General features: G+C 35.9%; 17 protein-coding genes. 2 read left to right on the top strand and 15 right to left on the bottom strand.

Annotation, left to right across the window (positions count from 1 at the left end; all coding sequences use genetic code 11):
• Window positions 1-16: 16 nt before the first annotated feature.
• Both ACWNMZ_RS03860 and ACWNMZ_RS03855 read right to left on the bottom strand, forming a co-directional pair.
• Window positions 17-469: a GNAT family N-acetyltransferase gene (locus ACWNMZ_RS03860; RefSeq protein ID WP_235250897.1), complete on the bottom strand. Its 453-nt coding sequence runs from the start codon at window positions 467-469 to the stop codon at window positions 17-19.
• A gap of 36 nt (window positions 470-505) precedes the next feature.
• Window positions 506-1,342, bottom strand: a complete 837-nt coding sequence (locus tag ACWNMZ_RS03855) for a DUF368 domain-containing protein (protein ID WP_048718642.1) — start codon at window positions 1,340-1,342, stop codon at window positions 506-508.
• Window positions 1,343-1,643: 301 nt separating this feature from the next.
• On the opposite strand from ACWNMZ_RS03855, the gene ACWNMZ_RS03850 reads away from it, so the two are divergent.
• A complete protein-coding gene (locus ACWNMZ_RS03850) occupies window positions 1,644-3,305 on the top strand; it encodes a peptide ABC transporter substrate-binding protein (protein ID WP_109768069.1) in 1,662 nt (553 codons plus the stop codon).
• Between the two features lie 90 nt (window positions 3,306-3,395).
• On the opposite strand, the gene ACWNMZ_RS03845 is transcribed toward ACWNMZ_RS03850, so the two are convergent.
• From ACWNMZ_RS03845 to ACWNMZ_RS03795, 11 genes are all read right to left on the bottom strand, one after another.
• Window positions 3,396-5,330: a BglG family transcription antiterminator gene (locus ACWNMZ_RS03845; protein ID WP_235250889.1), complete on the bottom strand. Its 1,935-nt coding sequence runs from the start codon at window positions 5,328-5,330 to the stop codon at window positions 3,396-3,398.
• A gap of 374 nt (window positions 5,331-5,704) precedes the next feature.
• Window positions 5,705-7,096: a glycoside hydrolase family 1 protein gene (locus ACWNMZ_RS03840; protein ID WP_048718634.1), complete on the bottom strand. Its 1,392-nt coding sequence runs from the start codon at window positions 7,094-7,096 to the stop codon at window positions 5,705-5,707.
• Between the two features lie 17 nt (window positions 7,097-7,113).
• Window positions 7,114-7,428, bottom strand: coding sequence for a PTS lactose/cellobiose transporter subunit IIA (locus ACWNMZ_RS03835; RefSeq protein ID WP_035416035.1), 315 nt, complete (start codon window positions 7,426-7,428; stop codon window positions 7,114-7,116).
• 100 nt (window positions 7,429-7,528) lie between these two features.
• The gene (gene celB, locus ACWNMZ_RS03830) at window positions 7,529-8,806 is read right to left on the bottom strand and encodes a PTS cellobiose transporter subunit IIC (protein WP_235250887.1); all 1,278 of its coding nucleotides are present in this window, start codon (window positions 8,804-8,806) and stop codon (window positions 7,529-7,531) included.
• Window positions 8,807-8,862: 56 nt separating this feature from the next.
• Entirely contained in the window at window positions 8,863-9,177 is a 315-nt protein-coding gene (locus ACWNMZ_RS03825) for a PTS sugar transporter subunit IIB (RefSeq protein WP_031535456.1), read from the bottom strand.
• Window positions 9,178-9,562: 385 nt separating this feature from the next.
• The gene (gene xynB, locus ACWNMZ_RS03820) at window positions 9,563-11,167 is read right to left on the bottom strand and encodes a xylan 1,4-beta-xylosidase (RefSeq protein WP_235250877.1); all 1,605 of its coding nucleotides are present in this window, start codon (window positions 11,165-11,167) and stop codon (window positions 9,563-9,565) included.
• A 369-nt stretch (window positions 11,168-11,536) separates the two neighbouring features.
• Window positions 11,537-13,039, bottom strand: coding sequence for a malate:quinone oxidoreductase (locus ACWNMZ_RS03815; protein ID WP_235250869.1), 1,503 nt, complete (start codon window positions 13,037-13,039; stop codon window positions 11,537-11,539).
• Between the two features lie 287 nt (window positions 13,040-13,326).
• Window positions 13,327-14,151: a MetQ/NlpA family ABC transporter substrate-binding protein gene (locus ACWNMZ_RS03810; protein ID WP_235250853.1), complete on the bottom strand. Its 825-nt coding sequence runs from the start codon at window positions 14,149-14,151 to the stop codon at window positions 13,327-13,329.
• 15 nt (window positions 14,152-14,166) lie between these two features.
• Window positions 14,167-14,829 (bottom strand): methionine ABC transporter permease, encoded by a 663-nt coding sequence (locus tag ACWNMZ_RS03805; RefSeq protein WP_235250848.1) that lies wholly within the window; start codon window positions 14,827-14,829, stop codon window positions 14,167-14,169.
• A complete protein-coding gene (locus tag ACWNMZ_RS03800) occupies window positions 14,822-15,571 on the bottom strand; it encodes a methionine ABC transporter ATP-binding protein (protein ID WP_235250847.1) in 750 nt (249 codons plus the stop codon). Before ACWNMZ_RS03800 ends, ACWNMZ_RS03805 begins: the two co-directional genes overlap by 8 nt.
• Window positions 15,572-15,687: 116 nt before the next feature.
• Window positions 15,688-16,302 (bottom strand): LysE/ArgO family amino acid transporter, encoded by a 615-nt coding sequence (locus ACWNMZ_RS03795; RefSeq protein WP_048718628.1) that lies wholly within the window; start codon window positions 16,300-16,302, stop codon window positions 15,688-15,690.
• Window positions 16,303-16,425: 123 nt separating this feature from the next.
• On the opposite strand from ACWNMZ_RS03795, the gene ACWNMZ_RS03790 reads away from it, so the two are divergent.
• Window positions 16,426-17,895 carry an aminotransferase-like domain-containing protein gene (locus tag ACWNMZ_RS03790; RefSeq protein WP_235250846.1) on the top strand — a complete coding sequence of 490 codons (1,470 nt, stop codon included), beginning with the start codon at window positions 16,426-16,428 and terminating at the stop codon, window positions 17,893-17,895.
• Window positions 17,896-17,903: 8 nt separating this feature from the next.
• Here the strand turns inward: ACWNMZ_RS03790 and ACWNMZ_RS03785 are convergent, their stop codons facing one another.
• Window positions 17,904-18,560 carry a FusB/FusC family EF-G-binding protein gene (locus ACWNMZ_RS03785; protein WP_031535473.1) on the bottom strand — a complete coding sequence of 219 codons (657 nt, stop codon included), beginning with the start codon at window positions 18,558-18,560 and terminating at the stop codon, window positions 17,904-17,906.
• Between the two features lie 129 nt (window positions 18,561-18,689).
• A complete protein-coding gene (locus tag ACWNMZ_RS03780) occupies window positions 18,690-18,965 on the bottom strand; it encodes a CD3324 family protein (RefSeq protein ID WP_031535475.1) in 276 nt (91 codons plus the stop codon).
• Window positions 18,966-19,101 lie beyond the last annotated feature (136 nt).

Here is a 19,101-nt window from a genome sequence, read left to right as displayed (position 1 = left end):
GACAGCCTTTTTCTCTTTATAGCTCCAACTCCATCCACTCATCTGTTTCCTTAAAGCCGAACTTCTTATAAACAGGTCTACCAAGCTTTGAAGCGCCTAGCCACATTTTCGTAATGTTTAAGTTTTTGGCTTCGTCTACTAATTTTGTTAATAGACTTGTAGCAATTCCTTTTCCACGATAATCATTTTTCGTATACATATTGGTTACATAAGCCTTTTTTCCACTCTTATTAGTATAGGAAGGAGGAAAGTCATAAATAACAATTGCTCCTGTTGCTATGATCTCGTTTTGCTCCTCTTCCTCTACTACCCATTGAATAAGAGTTCCTTCAGCTAATTTCTTCTGAAAGAAAGTTTTCAGCTCGTTATCAATATCTTTATCAGCTTTAATTCCTTCATCAACTAATTGAATTTTCCTCATTTCCACTAGCAAGTTGATATCGTCAACAGTCGCTTTGCGATATTTCATCCAATCTCTCTCTTTCCTATAAACGTTAATCTGTTATTATTTATCAGATTTTCCTTTAATAAGCTTTTTTTCCGAACCAAAAAGCATTGTTACACTAAGGCCTAATATAAAAGTAATCAAGCAGAATATAAGGGTTGTTATTCCTGTAACCATTCCTGGAAAAACAACGAAAAGGGAGCCAAGAATTAGCCCTATAATGATTGCATAAGTGATATGCGGAAAATGGGATAGTGAATATTTAATCCCTTTACTACTTCCAATAAATCCAACTACTGCACCAAGTCCAATAACCAAGATTACTGGGATATTTAATGTAGATAATGCATTAATGGCTGTTGAATATACACCAAGCAGCAGTAAAATAAACGAGCCACTAATTCCAGGAAGCAACATTGCCATACTGGCAAGCCAGCCAGAGAAAAATAACCCAATGACCGATAATAAAGATAAAGAGGTTATTGGTTCGGTAGTCTTTTCTGGGTTTAAAAAAGCCATTGAAGCAATTAGAATAGCCGCTAATGCTAGAATAATATAATGTCGGGAACCAAAGTTTTTTTTCGGCTGTGCCTGCTTAAGCATAAGTGGAATGACACCAATGATTAATCCAATAAAAAAGAATTGTGTGGGCTCATGATAATTTTCCAATAAAAATTCAATCAATCTGCTTAACAATAAAAGAGCAGTACCCATTCCGACCGCTAACGGTATTAAAAAACCTAATTGCTCTTTCCAGCGTTTACTAAAAAAACCACTGATGGCATCTAGCAAACGATCATAAATACCCAAAATGACGGCAATTGTTCCACCACTCACACCAGGTATTAAATCACTAATTCCCATAATAAAGCCTCTATATAAATTCTTCCATTCCATTAATTCTTATTTCCTCCCTATCAATTCGCTCATAGATTTACACATTTTGAATAGTTTACAAACTATTTTCCAATTCTATCATACCATATTTTCTAGTATCTTATTTTTTTCTAAATAAAAAAACACACTATGCAATAAAAACAAAGAAATCATCCCCAAATATATTAATCTCTTCAATAATTATCCAACAATACTTTACAAATTGACTAATTAATAGGTATAATCATTTTTATAGTTTTGAATGTTCTTTACATATACAATATTCAGAATTAACAAACATAAATAACAGGGGGAATACTTCATGAAGCGAAAAAATTGGTTATTACTTCTCACTTTCGCATTTGTGCTAAGTGTATTAGCAGCATGCTCTGGTGATAATACCAACGTTTCTACAGATGCAGACGACAATGAAAAAAATTCCGGCGAAAAGGTCCTTAACTTTTTAAATCCTGAGGCCATTCCATCAATGGATCCATCTTTAGCTACAGATGAATCTTCATTTATCTATTTAGGAGCTACTATGGAAGGTCTTTACCGCTTAGATAAAGATACACAACCATCACCTGGTATTGCTACAAAGCATTCCGTTAGTGAAGATGGTTTAACTTGGACTTTTACATTAAGAGAAGATGCTAAGTGGTCAAATGGAGAGCCAGTTACAGCAAATGACTTTGTTTACGCATGGCAACGTGCTGTCAATCCTGATACTGGATCAGAATATGGTCCATATATGATGAATGGCGTAATCAAAAATGCTTCTGCTATCAGCAGTGGTGAACTTGCTGTTGACCAACTAGGAGTAAAAGCTGATGGAGATTATACACTTGTTGTAGAATTAGAAAACCCAACTCCTTATTTTGAAACATTAACTACATTCGGCACATTCTTACCACTTAATCAAAAGTTTGTGGAGGAAAAAGGGGATAGCTTTGCAACAAGTTCTGAAAGCCTATTAGCAAACGGACCTTACACAATGTCCGATTGGGATAGCACAAGTAATTCATGGGTACTTGCAAAGAACGATAATTATTGGGATGCAAGCACAGTTCAAATGGATAAATTAACATTTGAAGTAGTAAAAGATCCACAAACAGCACTTAACTTATATGAAAAGGGATCTGTTGACCGTATGGATCTTACATCTGATTTAGTTGACCAATATTCAACAGATGAGAATTATGTGGTTTCAGCAGATACATTTGTCTACTTCCTTAAATTTAACCAAACAACATCTGAGGCTTTAGCAAACCAAAATATTCGTCTAGCTATTAGCCGCGCATTTGACAAAGAGGCTTTAGTTAACGAAATCTTAAATAACGGTTCTATCGTAGCGGATGGACTTGTTCCAACAGACTTCACTCCAATGCCAGAAACTGGAGAAGACTTCCGTGAAGTTAGCGGCGATCTTGTATCCTATGATTTAGAAGCAGCTAAAGAATACTGGGCAAAAGGTTTAGAAGAGTTAGGTACTGATAAAGTAGAGCTTGAGTTTTTAGCAGATGATGATGCGACAACAAAAACATTAATCCAATATGTTGCTAATCAGCTATCAACAAACTTAGAAGGACTAACAGTTAACATCAAACAAGTTCCAAAAGAGCAACGACTTGACTTAGATACTAATATGCAATATGAGCTTCAACTTTCTAGATGGGGTCCAGACTTCCTTGATCCATATACATTCATGAACCTGTGGATTACAGACGGAGGAAACAATAAAACTGGATATTCCAATAAAGAATATGATCAGTTAGTTAGCGATACTGCAACAAAATATGCAACAGATAATGTTGCTCGTTATGAAAATTTCCTAAAAGCAGAGAAATTATTATTTGAAGATGCACCAATTGCACCTGTTTACCAAGCATCTAGAGCACAACTAATTTCACCAAAAGTTCAAAACGTATTCGTAAATCCATTTGGAGCAACTTATGAGTATAAGTGGGCTGACGTAGCAGAATAAGAAAAAAGCTATTTAAAAAGTGGGAATATTACCGAAAAGGTAGATTCCCACTTTTTTTAAACTATTTTTTAAGTGCATACTTCCTCTTATTTATGCTTCTTTCATTATTCGTAAAAATTCCTCATAAGAGCTTGCTTTTAATATTTTATGAACGCTCGAATGATCCTCGATAAATTTCCCAAGGACATCATACATTTCTTGCAAGTCTTCCTGGCTATTTCTTTTCACACATAGTAAGAAGACAATTTGCACCGGATTGTTATTCCAGTCAATGGGCTTATCTAACGTGCAAACACATAAAAATGTTTTTTCTGTCTGCGGAGTAATTGGATGTGGGATTGCAACCAAATTTCCATAAGAGGTTGGGGCCACTTTTTCCCGTTCATATACTGCTTCTAAAAAGGCTTTCCCCACAAAACCCTGCTCCATTAATTGTCCATGTAAAAAGGCTAATACTTCCTCTTTTGTATGCAATGCTTGCTTAAAGAAAACAAGATCTTGAAGGAAAAATGATTCCATTGGCTGATGATTACTTTGCGTTAAAATAAATTTTTCAATTGCTTTTAAATCACTTTCCTTTAGAATCGCATTTACCTCTATCACAGGTACAGCAAAGCTTTCCTTGATTGGAATGGAGCTTACAATAAAATCAATCTCATTTAAATTATATTGATCAAGCATATAATATTCGGTTGTCCCAATCACTTCTAAGTTGCTTCCAAAATAAGATTTTAATCGGTAATAAATTAACTGTGCTGTTCCTAAGCCAGAAGCACAAACTACAAGACAGCGCTTTGGACCTGAATGTAATTTTTTTCTTTCCATTGCCGCACCGATATGCAAAGCTAAATAGCCAATCTCATTCTCATCCATTTCAATTTCTGTATACTCTTTAATTGCCAGTCCTGCAATAATTCCCGCCTCATAAGCAAGTGGATAATTGTTCTTAATCTCTTGCAACATCGGATTTCTAATATTCATGCCATACTTGATTCGATTAACAGCTGGCTTCAAATGCATGCTCATGCCAAAGATAAGCTCTTCATCCTTCGAAATCCCTAAATCGAGTTTTTCTTCCATCTTTGCCAAGACAAAATCAACTAGCTGAAGAATATCATCCTCAATCACATGATCAATATGACCTTTTTTCTGGGTAACTAGCTTTGTTCCAAGTAAGTGCATGGCAATATAGGCTATTTCTGCTTGCGGAAACTTAATTTGATATAGTTCCTCTACTTCTTTTGCAATTTCATTTGCCACATGATATTCCCTTTGTTGTTCAATCTCATCCATATCTGCATGGAATATCGCCACATAATGACCACTAATAATTCGTTTTCGAGCAATGACAATGTGAATGAATAAATTATTTATAGCAATATCAGAAAGGGTTATTTGGTACTTCTTTATTTGTCTTAAAATAATTTCTTGAATAGCTTCCATATTCTCGTCGTCAAAAATGGAAGGAAGCGGGCTGTCAATTGTATTGGTTGACTGTTTTTTTCGATCAAGTACATATTCTGATAAACAAAAACGAACCTTTATTTCATCCCCTACTGCCTTAAGTCCATAATTTGGTCTTGCCTCAAGTGTAATGTCATATTTTTGCAGAATCTCTTTCACATTTTTAATATCTTGTTGAATCGTAGACTTACTTACAAATAATTCATCTGCAAGATCATCCAATTTAAGATAATGGTCATTTAATAAAAAACGGATAATAATATAGGTAACCCTATCCTCAGGTGTTTTAGGAATACTAACATGAGACAGAGTGTTTTCTACAAAGATTGAATGTAAGTATTGTTGGAAGACAGGCTTATCCCAAATTTCTAATGTATAGCCTTTGGATATAACAGAGATTATTTTGGCACCATGATTGTTTAATAGCGCATCTAAATTTTTAATATCTTCTCTCGTTGTTCGAGCAGTAACATGATTAACAGTAGCTAAATATTCGCCTGTAACAGGTGTATCCGCTGCCAATAATTCACGTAAAACTTGTTTCATTCGGGAGCTTAACAAAATAAAGTCTCCTTCCTTTATAAATTTACATTAATACTATATAAATATAATTCCTTCCAGCTATTATAACAAGGTAAGTTGCTTGTTATTTCATAGGAGCTTGGTCGCTCAATAATTTTTGAGGTATTATTCTATTCAAAAAACATTCTTACTCAAAAAGGTTCTGATCTTAATCCTTGATCAGAACCTATCCTTTATATCTTGAAAATATTTTATCAGAAATGATAAAGTGAACCTTCCATCAGTTAGGCTGACACGAACTGATGGTTAGTTAGTTGCGCCATTCAAACAATGGAACTCCCAACCAATCCCTCGAGTTCTCATTAGCAATAGACGAGATCTTTTGTCCATTATGTGATGGATAAGAAAATTCTTTAAAACCCATTATTTTTTGCTACATTTTTAAACCAGTGGGCACTTTTCTTTGGCGTTCTTTGTTGTGTCTTTATGTCTACTGAAATAAAACCATAGCGATTTTTATAGGCATTAGACCAAGACCAATTATCCATGAATGTCCATAGATGATATCCTTTTACATTGCAGCCTTCTTCTAAGGATTTATGCAACCATTGTAAATGGCCTTCAATGAATTCAATTCGATAGTCGTCTTGAATTTGTCCGTCTTTCAAGAAACGCTCTTCGTCTTGAACTCCCATGCCATTTTCAGAAATAAAGGACTCTACATTTCCGTAGTTTTCCTTTAAATTCACCATGATATCGTAAATTCCTTTTTCGTAAATTTCCCAGCCACGATAAGGGTTCATCTTTCTGCCTGGCATCTCATATGGATCAAAGAACCATTCTGGCATAAAAGGACTATATGGATTAGGTAAATGCTCTTTTGCTTTTACTCTGCGTGGCTGATAATAGTTAACACCAAGGATATCCACTGTATTTTCCTTTATTATTTCTAAGTCGCCTTGTTCTACATGTGGCATTTGTCCATGTTCACGTAGTATTTCTACCAATTCCTCTGGATACTCGCCGAGAACAGCAGGATCTAAGAAGCTTCTATTAAAGAATAAATCACAAATATTTGCCGCTTTTAAGTCGTACGGATTTTGGCTTCTTGGATAAGATGGAGTTAAATTTAAGACAATCCCAATTTTCGTGTCTTCGTCTTTATTCCAACCCCTGAAAGCTTGGACAGCTTTTGCATGTGCTAAAACTGTATGATAAGCAACTTGTGCTGCCTTTTTAAAGTCGACAATATTCGGATAGTGAAAATCGTACAAGTATCCACCTTCAACAGGAACAATCGGCTCATTGAATGTAAACCATTTTTTCACACGATCACCAAATAGTTGGAAAGCTTGCAAAGCATATGCTTGGTATGCATCCACTACTTCACGATTCTCCCAGCCACCGATATTCTGCATTTCTAATGGCATATCGAAATGATACAGGGTAACGAATGGCTCAATTCCATTAGCTAGAAGCTCATCAATTACATTATTATAAAAGCTCACTGCTTCTGGATTAACTTCTCCCCGTCCGTTTGGAATTAATCTAGACCACGAAATAGATAGGCGGAACGAATTATGTCCAATTTCCTTCATCAATTGAATATCTTCTTTATATTGATAATAAAAATTAGAAGTATTTCCAGGTCCTACATTATCAAAAAAGCGATTTGGCTCTGCCTCATACCAATGATCCCAAATGTTTTTTCCTTTTCCTGCTTCATTTGCTGCACCTTCAATTTGCGTTGCAGATGTGGCACTTCCCCACCAAAAACCTTCAGGAAATTTGTATTGAACAGTCATTTTTTGAAACCCCCAACTTATTTATTACGATAGATTTCTATTATCTCAGTAGCTAAATCGCGAACAGTAATAGCAGTCATTAAATGATCTTGAGAGTGAACTAAAATTACGTTCACACCTGCTCCATTTCCACTCGCCTCTTCTTGGAGTAATTTCGTTTGAAAACCATGCGCTTTTCCAAGTTCTGCACTTGACTCTTCTATTAACCGATCCGCCTCGTCAAAATTCCCCTCTTTTGCTTCTTGTATTGCTTCCATCGCACATGAACGACCATTTCCAGCAAAAAGAATAATTTGAAAAGCTATTTCTGTCATCTTGTTATCTGTTTCCATCCCTGTCACTCCATTCTCGAATACCAAAGGGGGTTTACACTTATACTTAACGAAGGTAAAACCCCTTTCCTTAAATTTAAATTTCTATTTTATACTTTTATTATCCTTGTTTTTCTGTTTCATAATAATTTTTATCTAATACTTTTAGGAATGGCCACCAAATCGCCATTACAACAAGTAAGTTAAAGATTTGAAGTGCTGCACCTCTCCAGTCATTACCTGTTGCTAAAAATCCACTAATACCAATTGGTGTTGTCCACGGAACAATGATTCCTGCAGGTTTTGGAACAATACCAGCTGACATTGTAAGATAAGTAATTACCGTTACAACTACTGGCGCTAATAGCCAAGGAATAAGAACTAATGGATTCATAATGATTGGTAATCCAAAGATAATTGGTTCATTTACGTTAAATATCCCTGCTGGACCACCTAGTTTACCAAGTTCTTTTGTTTGTCTGCTCTTACCGATTAAGAAGATAAGGATAACAACACCTAATGTCATTCCTGTACCACCCATACCAACTAAGAACGTGTCCATAAATTGCTTTGTAACAACGTTTGGAAGCTCTGTTCCTGCTTGGAAGGCACTGAAGTTTTGATCATTCAATGCATACCAAATTGGATCTAGGACAGAGTTCATAATAATCTGACCATGTAAACCGAAGAACCAGAATAATTGAATTAATAGTACAACTACGATTGTTGCTGGCAGACTACTACCTAAAGCAGTTAATGGCTCTTGAATAATGGTATAAATAAAGTTCTGTACTGTATCAAACGGTGTAAAGCTAAATAGAATACGAATGATTAAAAAGATTGTCAATGTTAATGTAATCGGAATCAATGCACTAAATGATCGAGATACAGAATCTGGAACACCAGGAGGCATTTTTATCGTCCAGTTTTTCTTCACAAAGAAGCGATATAGCTCTGCAGAAAGAAATGCAGTGAAAATTCCTAAGAACATCCCTTGTGCACCAAGAATAGCAGTCGGGATAACGCCTGTTACTTCCCCTAATTCTTGTGGGTTTAAGATAAGAAATGATGCTACCCCCACTACTGCACCATAAATCGCTTCAAGCCCATAATGTTGGGTCAATTTATATCCTATACCCATTATTACAAATAGCCCCATTATACTTAAAGTTGCAGCAGATGCCGGACCTAACGCATTTTGGTAAGCTGTATATGCTTCTGGGCTAATCCATTTATCTAGGAAAGGAAAGTTCGCAATTACAACAAAAATTGAACCAAAAATGATTAGCGGCAAGGCAACCATAAAACCATCACGTAACGCTGCTAAATAACGATTGTTATTCAATTTTTCAGCAATTGGCAACAGAATATTTTCCAAAACCTCCATAAATTTATTCATAAGGTTTATCCTCTCTTCCTTAAATTAGTAAGTGTTTTCATTTTTAAAATAAATGATTACTTATTATTTTCGATTAATTCTAATGCTTTATTTAATACTGCTAATCCGTCGATACGTCCATAAGCAACCGGATCAATAACATCTAATGGAATACCAACTGTTTCAGCCGCAACAGCAAGCTTCTTTTTCAAAAAGCGCATTTGTGGACCAATTAAAAGTACATCTGCACGTTCCATATCTGTTTGCGCTTTATCTTGAGCAACAGCCCAAATTTCTGCTTCAATTCCTTTCTCTTTTGCAGCATCTTTCATTTTAGATACTAGTAAACTTGTAGACATACCTGATGAACAAGCTAATAGAATTCTTTTCATTTTAATGACCTCCAACATGATTTATTGTTAATGGAATTATTTAATATTTACTACACTTTTATCTTACAATGAAAACTCTTACAACTTAACATATTGTTTTTCCGTCTAAAGGAGGAAATTAAATGTTAGCACTTTCATTCATCCTTGTGTCTAAATTTCCGCCATGCTAAAAAGGGAGCTTTCAAGAAGAATTTAAAAAGCTGGTCCATAGGTATTCCAACCAAATAAAAAACCCAAACAATTTATACGGAAATGCTCATAAAAATTCCGTATAATTGTTCGAGTTTTATAATTTCAAGAAAGAAAATTAGTGAAATTAAATAGCTATTTGAAAGATTTTTCACCTTTCCCGTTATATATTTTGATTTGTCTCAGACTTGCAGCTTTACTCTTTTTCATCATAACGGAAATACTTAAAGTCTGCTGGTATGTTTTGGCCGCTTGTATCTTGACATTGCATTCCTACAAATGCTCCTGTGAAGAAGCCTCCTCCGCGAATATAATCATCCGATAATTTCTTAGATTCAAAATTAATATCTATTTTATGCCATTCTTCTTTATTAAAGGAATACGAATAGTAGTAGATTTCATTCTCGACAGTTACGCTTAAATATACATATTCCGCTTCACTTGGGACAATAATTTTCTCCTTTAGTGGCTGGGAGAACGAGAAGTTATCACAAACCGTTAAATCAAGGATGCGACCAAGATTTTCATCGTATGTTATTTGTAATGCTGTCCAATTTTCTGTGTTGTAGTAATTTACTAATCCGGCAGCCTGTTGTATATTTTCCGGTGTAAAAGCTACTGCTGTTTCTGCCTCAAATTGAAGACTTTGCCAGCGTCTAGCTACAAAAGACTGTGTAAAAGTGGATGTTAATGATTCCTGACCAAATAAGCGTAAATGATTAGGTCTTTCCGTTAAGGAACCTAATTGTTCTGTAAATGGAATACGTAATGTTTGAAAATTTATATTTAGCTTATCTTGAGTAAATTCATCCAATACTGGATAGGTGGAAGGAAACTTGGTTTCAGGAATCTTTGGTGCTTCTACCTCCAAGCTTCCTTCTTTTCCACCTACAACATATGGCCAGGCATCTCTCCATTCAAGCTTTTGAATAGCTGTTTCTCTGCCTAAAGGACAGTATCCTCTTTGTTGAATAATTGACGCATCATCTGGATGAATAGGGCGACCCGTTAAATGGGCTAAATACCATTCATCTGTATGTGTTTGGATAATAGACGCATGTCCACATTTTTGCAATGGATTTCTAGGGTCGTGCCAAGATGTTAAAATTGGATTATTTGGATGAACCTCATACGGACCCTCTATGTTTTTGGAACGCGCAATCGTTGCTGCATGCTCATACTCCGTTCCACCTTCTGCAGTTAACAAATAATAATATTCGCCAATATGATAAAGATGCGGTGCTTCTGTCAATTTAATATCCGTACCTTTAAAGATATTTTGAGGTTTATTGATTAACTTTTTCTGCTCTGTGCAATATTCCTGCATCACAATTCCACCAAATGGATGACGATCTATTCGTTGGTCCCAAAGCATATTTAACAAATACTTCTTTCCATCCGTATCATGGAACAAGGAGGCATCAAATCCAGAACTATTTAATTTTACTGGCTCTCCCCAATCACCATCAACCGTTTCAGAAGTAACCAAATAGTTATGACAATCCTTCCAAGCACCATCTATTACTTTTACATCTGTGTAAATAAGCCAAAACTTTCCGTCACTATAACTCAAGCAAGGTGCCCACACACCACCAGAGTTAGGATTTCCTTTCATATCTAATTGGGATACTCTTTGTAATGGGTGTGCAACTAATTCCCAATTAACTAAATCTTTAGAATGATGAATTTGTACTCCCGGAAACCATTCGAAAGTAGATACTGCAATATAATAGTCTTCGCCAACTCTGCAAATGCTAGGGTCCGGATTGAATCCTTTCAGTACTGGGTTGATAATCTTCATCTTAATTTCCTCCTTCGCGGTCCTTTTTAATCAGTTAGTTTGTTCGTCATATTAACTACGTTAACTCTTTTTGAAAGCGTTGTCAATCATATCGTAAAAATTACATGCATTTTCTTTTAGTATAACTAGGAAATGTCCACAGATGATTTGTTACATATAAGCTCCAGAAGTCTATTTACCTATTAGACAGAAAAAAAAGAACTCCCATCTAAGATGAAAGTCCTTTTGTATATGATATTTAGTTCAAACAATTAGTAAAACAGAGGATTCTTTCATTATCAACCGAGCAATAAATGATAGTGACTTTAAAGGATGTGCTTAAAAAAATTTTTTTCTCCCATATTACTAGCTTCTCTTTCCAATCAACTATTAGTTATAAATTGGTTTTTTCTCACTTAAACGAAGTGTCTGTGCAGTTAATGTATGAACTTCATGCAGAAGCTTAGGGTTTTCCTTTAATGGTATTCCATATGATGGAATCATTTCTTTTAATTTTGATTCCCATTCTGGTATTTGCTCTGGAAAACATTTTCGAATAACTTCAAGCATGACATGAACAGCAGTAGAAGCTCCAGGTGAAGCTCCAAGCAATGCTGCTATCGAACCATCAGCAGCAGTCACAACCTCTGTACCAAATTGAAGTGTTCCTTTGCCCCCAGCCTCTGTATCTTTGATTACCTGCACACGTTGACCTGCTACAATAAGATCCCAATCATCTGCTTTAGCATTCGGAATAAATTCCCGTAACTCTTCTATGCGCTTCTCTTTGGATAACATGAGCTGCTGAATTAAATAGCTTGTTAAAGACATATTTTTGGCACCTGCTGCCAACATGGTAAACAAGTTATCTGGTTTGACGGATGAAATTAAGTCAAACATCGAGCCTGTTTTTAAAAATTTGGGCGAGAACCCTGCAAATGGACCAAATAGTAAAGATTTTTTATTGTCGATAAAACGGGTATCCAGATGAGGAACAGACATTGGTGGAGCCCCAACTTTTGCTTTCCCATATACTTTTGCATGATGCTTGGCAACAATATCTGGATTCTTGCACACTAAAAATATTCCACTTACCGGGAATCCGCCCATATGCTTCCCTTCAGGAATGCCAGATTTCTGCAGTAAATGTAGACTACCTCCACCGCCGCCGACAAAGACGAACTTGGCAGAATGAGTTTCAGTGATGCCACTATCTAGATTTTGCACCTTCACTTCCCAATGGCCATCTGCTGTTCGTTTTAAATCATTCACACTATGCTTGTAGTGAATTCCAACATCTTTTTTTGCTAAATTGGCAAACAACAGTCGCGTTAAAGCGCCAAAATTCACATCTGTGCCTGAATCCATCTTAGTTGCTGCTATCGGCGCCTTATAATCACGGTTTTGCATTATTAGAGGGATCCACTCTTTCAGTTTTTCCGGATCCTTTGAAAATTCCATTCCTTCAAACAGCGGATTTCTCACCATTGCCTCAAAACGCTTTTGTAAAAAATCCACATTCTTTTCCCCTAATACTAGACTCATATGTGGCAATGGCATAATAAAGTCTTCTGGATTATGTAGTACTTGATTGTTTACAAGATAAGACCAAAATTGCAAGGAAACTTGAAACTGTTCGTTGATTTCTAACGCCTTCTTAATGTCTACTGAGCCATCTGGTTTTTCCACTGTGTAGTTTAGCTCACATAGTGCTGCATGCCCCGTTCCCGCATTATTCCATTCATTGGAGCTTTCCTCTCCTGCACTTGCTAATTTTTCAAACACTGTAATTTGCAGATTAGGGTCTAATTCTTTTAAAAGCATCCCTAACGTTGCACTCATAATCCCGGCACCAATTAAAATAACGTCTGTTTTCGTTTCTTGTCTGCTCATTTTAACCTTCCTTATACTTTTAGATTTTCAGAAAAATGTAAGCGTTCCCTTTTTGGCGCGATTAAACTGATACATTTTTTCTGTCTCAAGCATTTACCTGGTTAAAGCCTCATTTATTTTCAAAAAATTTTAAATAGTTTCCTTTTATTATACGATAGTTATTCCTTTTTTAAAAGTCAGAAATGAACAAGAATTGTCCAAACAAAAGAAGCCTTACCCTAAGAAAAACTGGGATAAGGCATTGATATGCTATTTATCAATAAAATATGCTTCCAAGAACCTTGCAATTAAAAGGCAGGGATCGCTGTTTCAGCATAATTTTCTTCTAAGAATTTACGAACCTCTGGGCTCGTCATAGCTTCTGCTAGCTTTTGAATTGGTTCCCAATCCGCATTATCCTTACGAGCTACTAACGTAATCGCAAAGTCATTCTCTACACCTTCTGTTAGCAATGCATCGCTTTTTGGTGTTAAGCCAAGCGGTGATGCATAAGCTGGTGTCATTACAACTAATTCAGCGTCATCATACATTCTAGCAAGCATTAATAAATCTACTTCTTCAAACTTTAAATTTTTCGGATTTTCTACAATATCTGCTTTTGTATAATAAGATCCCGTTTTCTCTTTTAATGTAATTACATCATGTTGAGCCAGCAATGCTAAGGAACGGTCAATATTGGATACATCATTTGCAATCGCAACTACCGCTCCATCTGGTACTTTATCCATGGAATCATATTCCTTTGAATACACACCATAGTTTGCAAAATAGATTTCTTTAACAGGAACTAGCTCTGCATCATTACTACGGTTAAATTCCTCCATATATGGAACATGTTGAAAAAAGTTTGCATCTACTTCTCCAGCTGCAAGAGCAGTATTTGGTTGCACGTTATCACTCAATACAACCATATCAAGGTTGATACCTTCTTCTGCTAATGTTGGCTTTACAAGTTCAAGAATTTCAGTCATTGGAGGAATTAAGGAAGCAACTTTTAATGTTACTTCTTCTTTTTCTGTATTCTGTGCATCCTTTTTATCTGACTCATTCTCTTTCCCACAAGCTGCCAACACGAATATACCTATCATCATTAAAAATAATATTTTTTTCATTTTTTTCTCCTGTCATTACCTTTTATCAATCACTTTTGCTACTGCTGTACCAGTAAATTGTATAAGCTGTACAAAAACAACCATTATAATAATCATATAAATCATTAAGTCTGTTTTAAACTGCTGATATCCATAGCGAATGGCAAAATCCCCAATACCTCCGCCCCCGACAACTCCCATAATTGTCGAATAAGAAATAAAGCTAATAATCGATGTTGTTAATCCTAATACAAGGCCTGAACGAGCTTCTACATAAAGAAATTTAAAGATGACTTCCTTTACAGATGCCCCCATCGAAATGGCTGCCTCTATAACACCCTTTGGTACTTCCAAAAGGGATTGCTCCACTAAACGAGAATAATGAGCGATTGCTATGATGGATAATGGAACAGTTGCAGCAGCTGTTCCAATGGCTGTTCCAATAATTATTCTTGTAAACGGAATAAGGAAGACAACCAATAATAAAAATGGAAACGAGCGAATAATATTTACTATTAAATTCAGCGTAGAAAAAACAAAAGGATTCTCCAACATTTTGCCCTTTCTAGTTAAGAAAAGCAAGGTACCAACTGGAAGACCTATTATAATGGCTGCTAAAATAGATATACCAACCATTACAAAGGTTTGTCCAATTGATTGCCAAATTTCCATTCTATATTGAATCAATATCTCAGGCATGGTCTAGCTCACCATCCTTTTTCAGCTGCTCTACCAAGCGTTTTGAAGTATTATTGATTTGCTGTATTCCTTTTGGTTCAATTGCCACTGTATCATAAATTTCACCGTCTTCAATGACCGTCACTCGATTGCATATACTTTTAATTACTTCCATCTCATGGCTGACGATTACAATCGTTACGCCTAGCCGTTTATTTACATCCTCTAATACATGTAAGATTTCAGCTGTCGTTTTCGGATCAAGAGAAGATGTTGGTTCATCGCATAATAATACTTGCGGATTATTCGCAATTGCCCTAGCAATCGCAACACGCTGCTTTTGTCCACCGCTTAATTGGGCAGGATACTTCTCCATAAAGCTTTCCAATCCAACAAATTGTAGACACTCTATTACACGATTTCTTCGTTCTTTCCTTGGATAATTAGCCAACTCTAAAGAGACTAAAATATTTTCATAAACTGTCTTATTAGCTACAAGATTGAAATGCTGAAAAATCATCCCGATGGATTGGCGAGCTTGACGAAGTTCTTTGTAGCTCAAGCTAGTCAACTTTTTGCCGTCCACTTCCACTACCCCGTCTTCAGGTACCTCTAATAAATTCATTAATCGAAGTAACGTGGATTTACCGGCACCACTCGCACCAATAATCCCGAAGATTTCTCCTTTATGTATCGCTAAACTAATAGACTTAATGACCTGGTAATTCGCATAACTTTTACTGACATTATGCAATTGAATCATCTAAAAAAACCCCCTTTATCATTTGAAGGGTAATTACAACCTTTTCATTATAGCGAAATATTGGTAGGTTGTCATTTTGGATGCCCAAATAGATTAACAGACGTGGCCATGGTCCTCTACAAGGTTAACAGATTTGTTCCCAAATAAAGTGCCATTCCCCAAATGATTATGGCAGATAGCTGATTCATGCGCTTTAAAACGATCCCATGGGTATCAATTTGCCCAAGCTTTCGACCTAGCAAAACTAAAAAACAAAACCATATCCATGAAACACTCATGCAAGCAACCGCAAAAATAATTTTTTCTTCACCACTATAAGCAAGAGAGCTTGTACCGATGACTCCAATCGTATCCAGAATTGCATGTGGATTTAATAAAGAAACGGAGGCGGCGAACGTAATTTGTCGACGTGGAGAAAACCGTATTTTTTCTTGTTTAATTCCCACTTCCGCAGCACTCTTCCACATAGCCCATCCCATATATACTAAGAAAAAGAATCCAATAAAAAACAAAAATGCTTTTACCCATGCAAAGGTAAATACCACCACAGAGACACCAGCAACAGCTAAATAGATTAGTAAACTGTCACAGATACTAGCTGTTATGATTGCCGGTAACGCATATGTGAATTTTTTATGTGTTGCTCCTTGATTAAACAAAAATATATTTTGAACGCCTAAAGGTAGTATTAACCCAAATGCCAATATCATTCCATGTAATAATGCTTCCATCCTTATTCCCCCTCTTCTTCCTACAGAATAGCGAAGAAGAGGCGTTCTGTCTCCATCCAATTGGATGGTCATTAACCCAACCATTTTGATAAAATAAGAGAAAATAAAGATAGGAGTATACTCATGGCAGAAATTGAATGGAAACCACAAAAAAGCTCAACCGTTTCTTTACACCAGCAAATAACTTCCTTTATGAAAAAGAAAATAACGCATGGAGAATGGACAATTGGTATGAAGCTCCCCTCTCAACGGAATTTAGCCAAGCAATTCCAAGTTAACCGAAGCACCATTATAACAGCCCTAGAGGAACTAGCTGCTGATGGGTTAATTGAAGCAAAGGTGGGGAGCGGAACAAAGGTAATAAATAATACGTGGAGCTTGCTTGCATCTACTCCTCCGCCAGATTGGATTAGTTATGTAAAATCAGGCATACATCAACCAAACATTTCTATCATCCAAGAAATTAATCAAGCAGAAGCAAATCCAAGTATTATTAGGTTGGGAACAGGTGAGCTTTCTCCAGAATTGCTACCTAAAGAACGCATGGAACAAACATTTCAATCTAGCGGAAAATTAAATCTCTCTCTTGGATATACAGAACCGAAGGGAAGCTTAGCTTTACGCCAAACAGTAAGTGCCTATTTGAAGACGAAAGGAATTATAACTTCCTCTGAATCCATTTTAATCGTTTCAGGAGGACTTCAAGCATTGCAATTACTTTCTATTGGGCTATTAAAAAGAGGGTCTACTATCTTTCACGAAGCCCCCTCCTATTTAAATTCTATTCATGTATTTCAATCTGCGGGAATGAACTTAATAGGACTTCCTCTTGATGAAGAAGGGTTAGCGTACGATGCTATTGGACGAATTAAGAGTAAGACCCAGCAAAAATCAGCATTACTATATGCCATCCCTAATTTTCACAATCCAACAGGTACATTAATGTCTGAAAAGAGGCGAGCTGACTTAATAGCAGTTTGCCAAAAAGAATCGATTCCTATTATTGAAGATGATGTGTACGGAGATTTATGGCTGGACAGCCCTCCGCCTAGGCCTTTAAAAGCAATCGATACGCAAGGAAATGTTCTTTACATTGGCAGTATCTCCAAATCCTTAAGTCCTGGACTGAGAATTGGTTGGATTGTAGGACCAGAACCAGTCATAGAGCATTTAGCCGATATAAAAATGCAGACAGATTATGGTTCCAGCACCTTATCTCAGTCTGTTGTAGAAAGCTGGCTGCATCATGGCTTATATGAGGATTTTCTAAAGGAAGTAAAAGCTGAGCTCAGGTATAGAAGAGATTTTACAATGGGATTATTAAAGAAATATTTTTCAGATATTGCAACATGGCTCTCTCCTAAAGGCGGGTTCTATATATGGCTAAAACTAAAGCCAAGCATCTCTACACGAAAGCTATTTGATTTAGCACTTCGTGAAGGAATTCTTATCAATCCAGGAATCATTTATGATAAAACAGATGATCAGCATCTGCGCATATCCTATTCATATGCTACATTGGATGAATTAGAAAGAGGATTGATAATCTTAGCACAGGTAATTAAAATACAAGCAAAAGGACAGTTCTACTGATGATGTCCTCAGTAGCGCCGTCCTTCTGCGGTCTGAAAAAATTCTTGCAAATATGCGGTATTGTCTATATTCCTATTGCATTCGCTGCTATCTGTACAAATAAAATTTCCAATAGCCTTGTAATAATCTGCATTTTTGGGTTTTTTGTCTTTGGTAATCGTTGAAAAATAAGCAACTTCTCCAAAGCTATTGCAGAAAGAGCAAATATTTTTTTTATTAGTTGCTGTCATTTTCCCCTCCATTCCTACTAATTGTCCTTCTAAATCATAAATAATAAATTTTCTATTAGACTTTCCATCCGTCCAGCTTAAATAGGTTAGTTTATGGTGATCGATTGTTGTTAAATCAGGTAATTTTAATTTCTTTTGCTTTGGAAATAATTTTTTTAGTTGTTGTTCCGTCAGTTTCGGAAATGGCAATACATATGCAGTAAGTCCCTCGATGTATTGATCGTATTCATTCTTTGTTTTCCATTTGGAAATATCCAATAACGCTTGCTGTTCACTTGATGCTTGAGGAAAAAGTTCTAAAACTTTCGCATGAGCTAATTCTATTACGGCAACTAACACTGTTTTAGGTAAGCTTTTATTCATACTATCCTTAATAATGGCGATCTGTTTTTTAATAAAATTCAGTTGTTCATTTTTGATAAATGGTTCTGTCATTGCATTCTCTCCTATTATTTTGTTGTGTCCTGTCTTTCTATTTTAGTAAAACTCACTCCCTTTCTAAAATGGAAAAGATGATTGAGAAACAATTTTTACATAAAAAACACTGATGAGAGGTCACCAGTGCTAGTCTTTCTTTTTATGTGAGTACACGATTTTCTTAATTGTTTCCGTGGAGAGATGATATTCTATTGCCAATGCCTGAATAGTGCTTCCATTAGCAAAAGCTGCTTTTATTGCATTGTTTCGGCCATCTAGCATTTTTCTTCCACCACTTGAAGTTCCCCACTTCTTATACGCATTTTCTTGTTTCGGAATATACAAGGTCTCACCTTGAACATATTTTTGAATTTCTACAACAAGCTTTTCAGGTAAAACATTCGTTGCATTTGTATACTTCAATTTTGCCCGCTCCCTTATTTTTATTTTTTTCTAAAATAAGGTGCAAAGCCAAAATATTAGTTAGCGATAAAAATTACTTGTTTCGCCCCATGCAAAGTATCGCCTTTCTAATAATAGGCTTTGCATGAGTGGAAGT

This window comes from Niallia sp. Marseille-Q9988 (assembly GCF_976954375.1).
The sequence above is the reverse complement of the archived record's forward strand: the minus strand, read 5'-3'. Positions and strand labels throughout refer to the sequence as shown.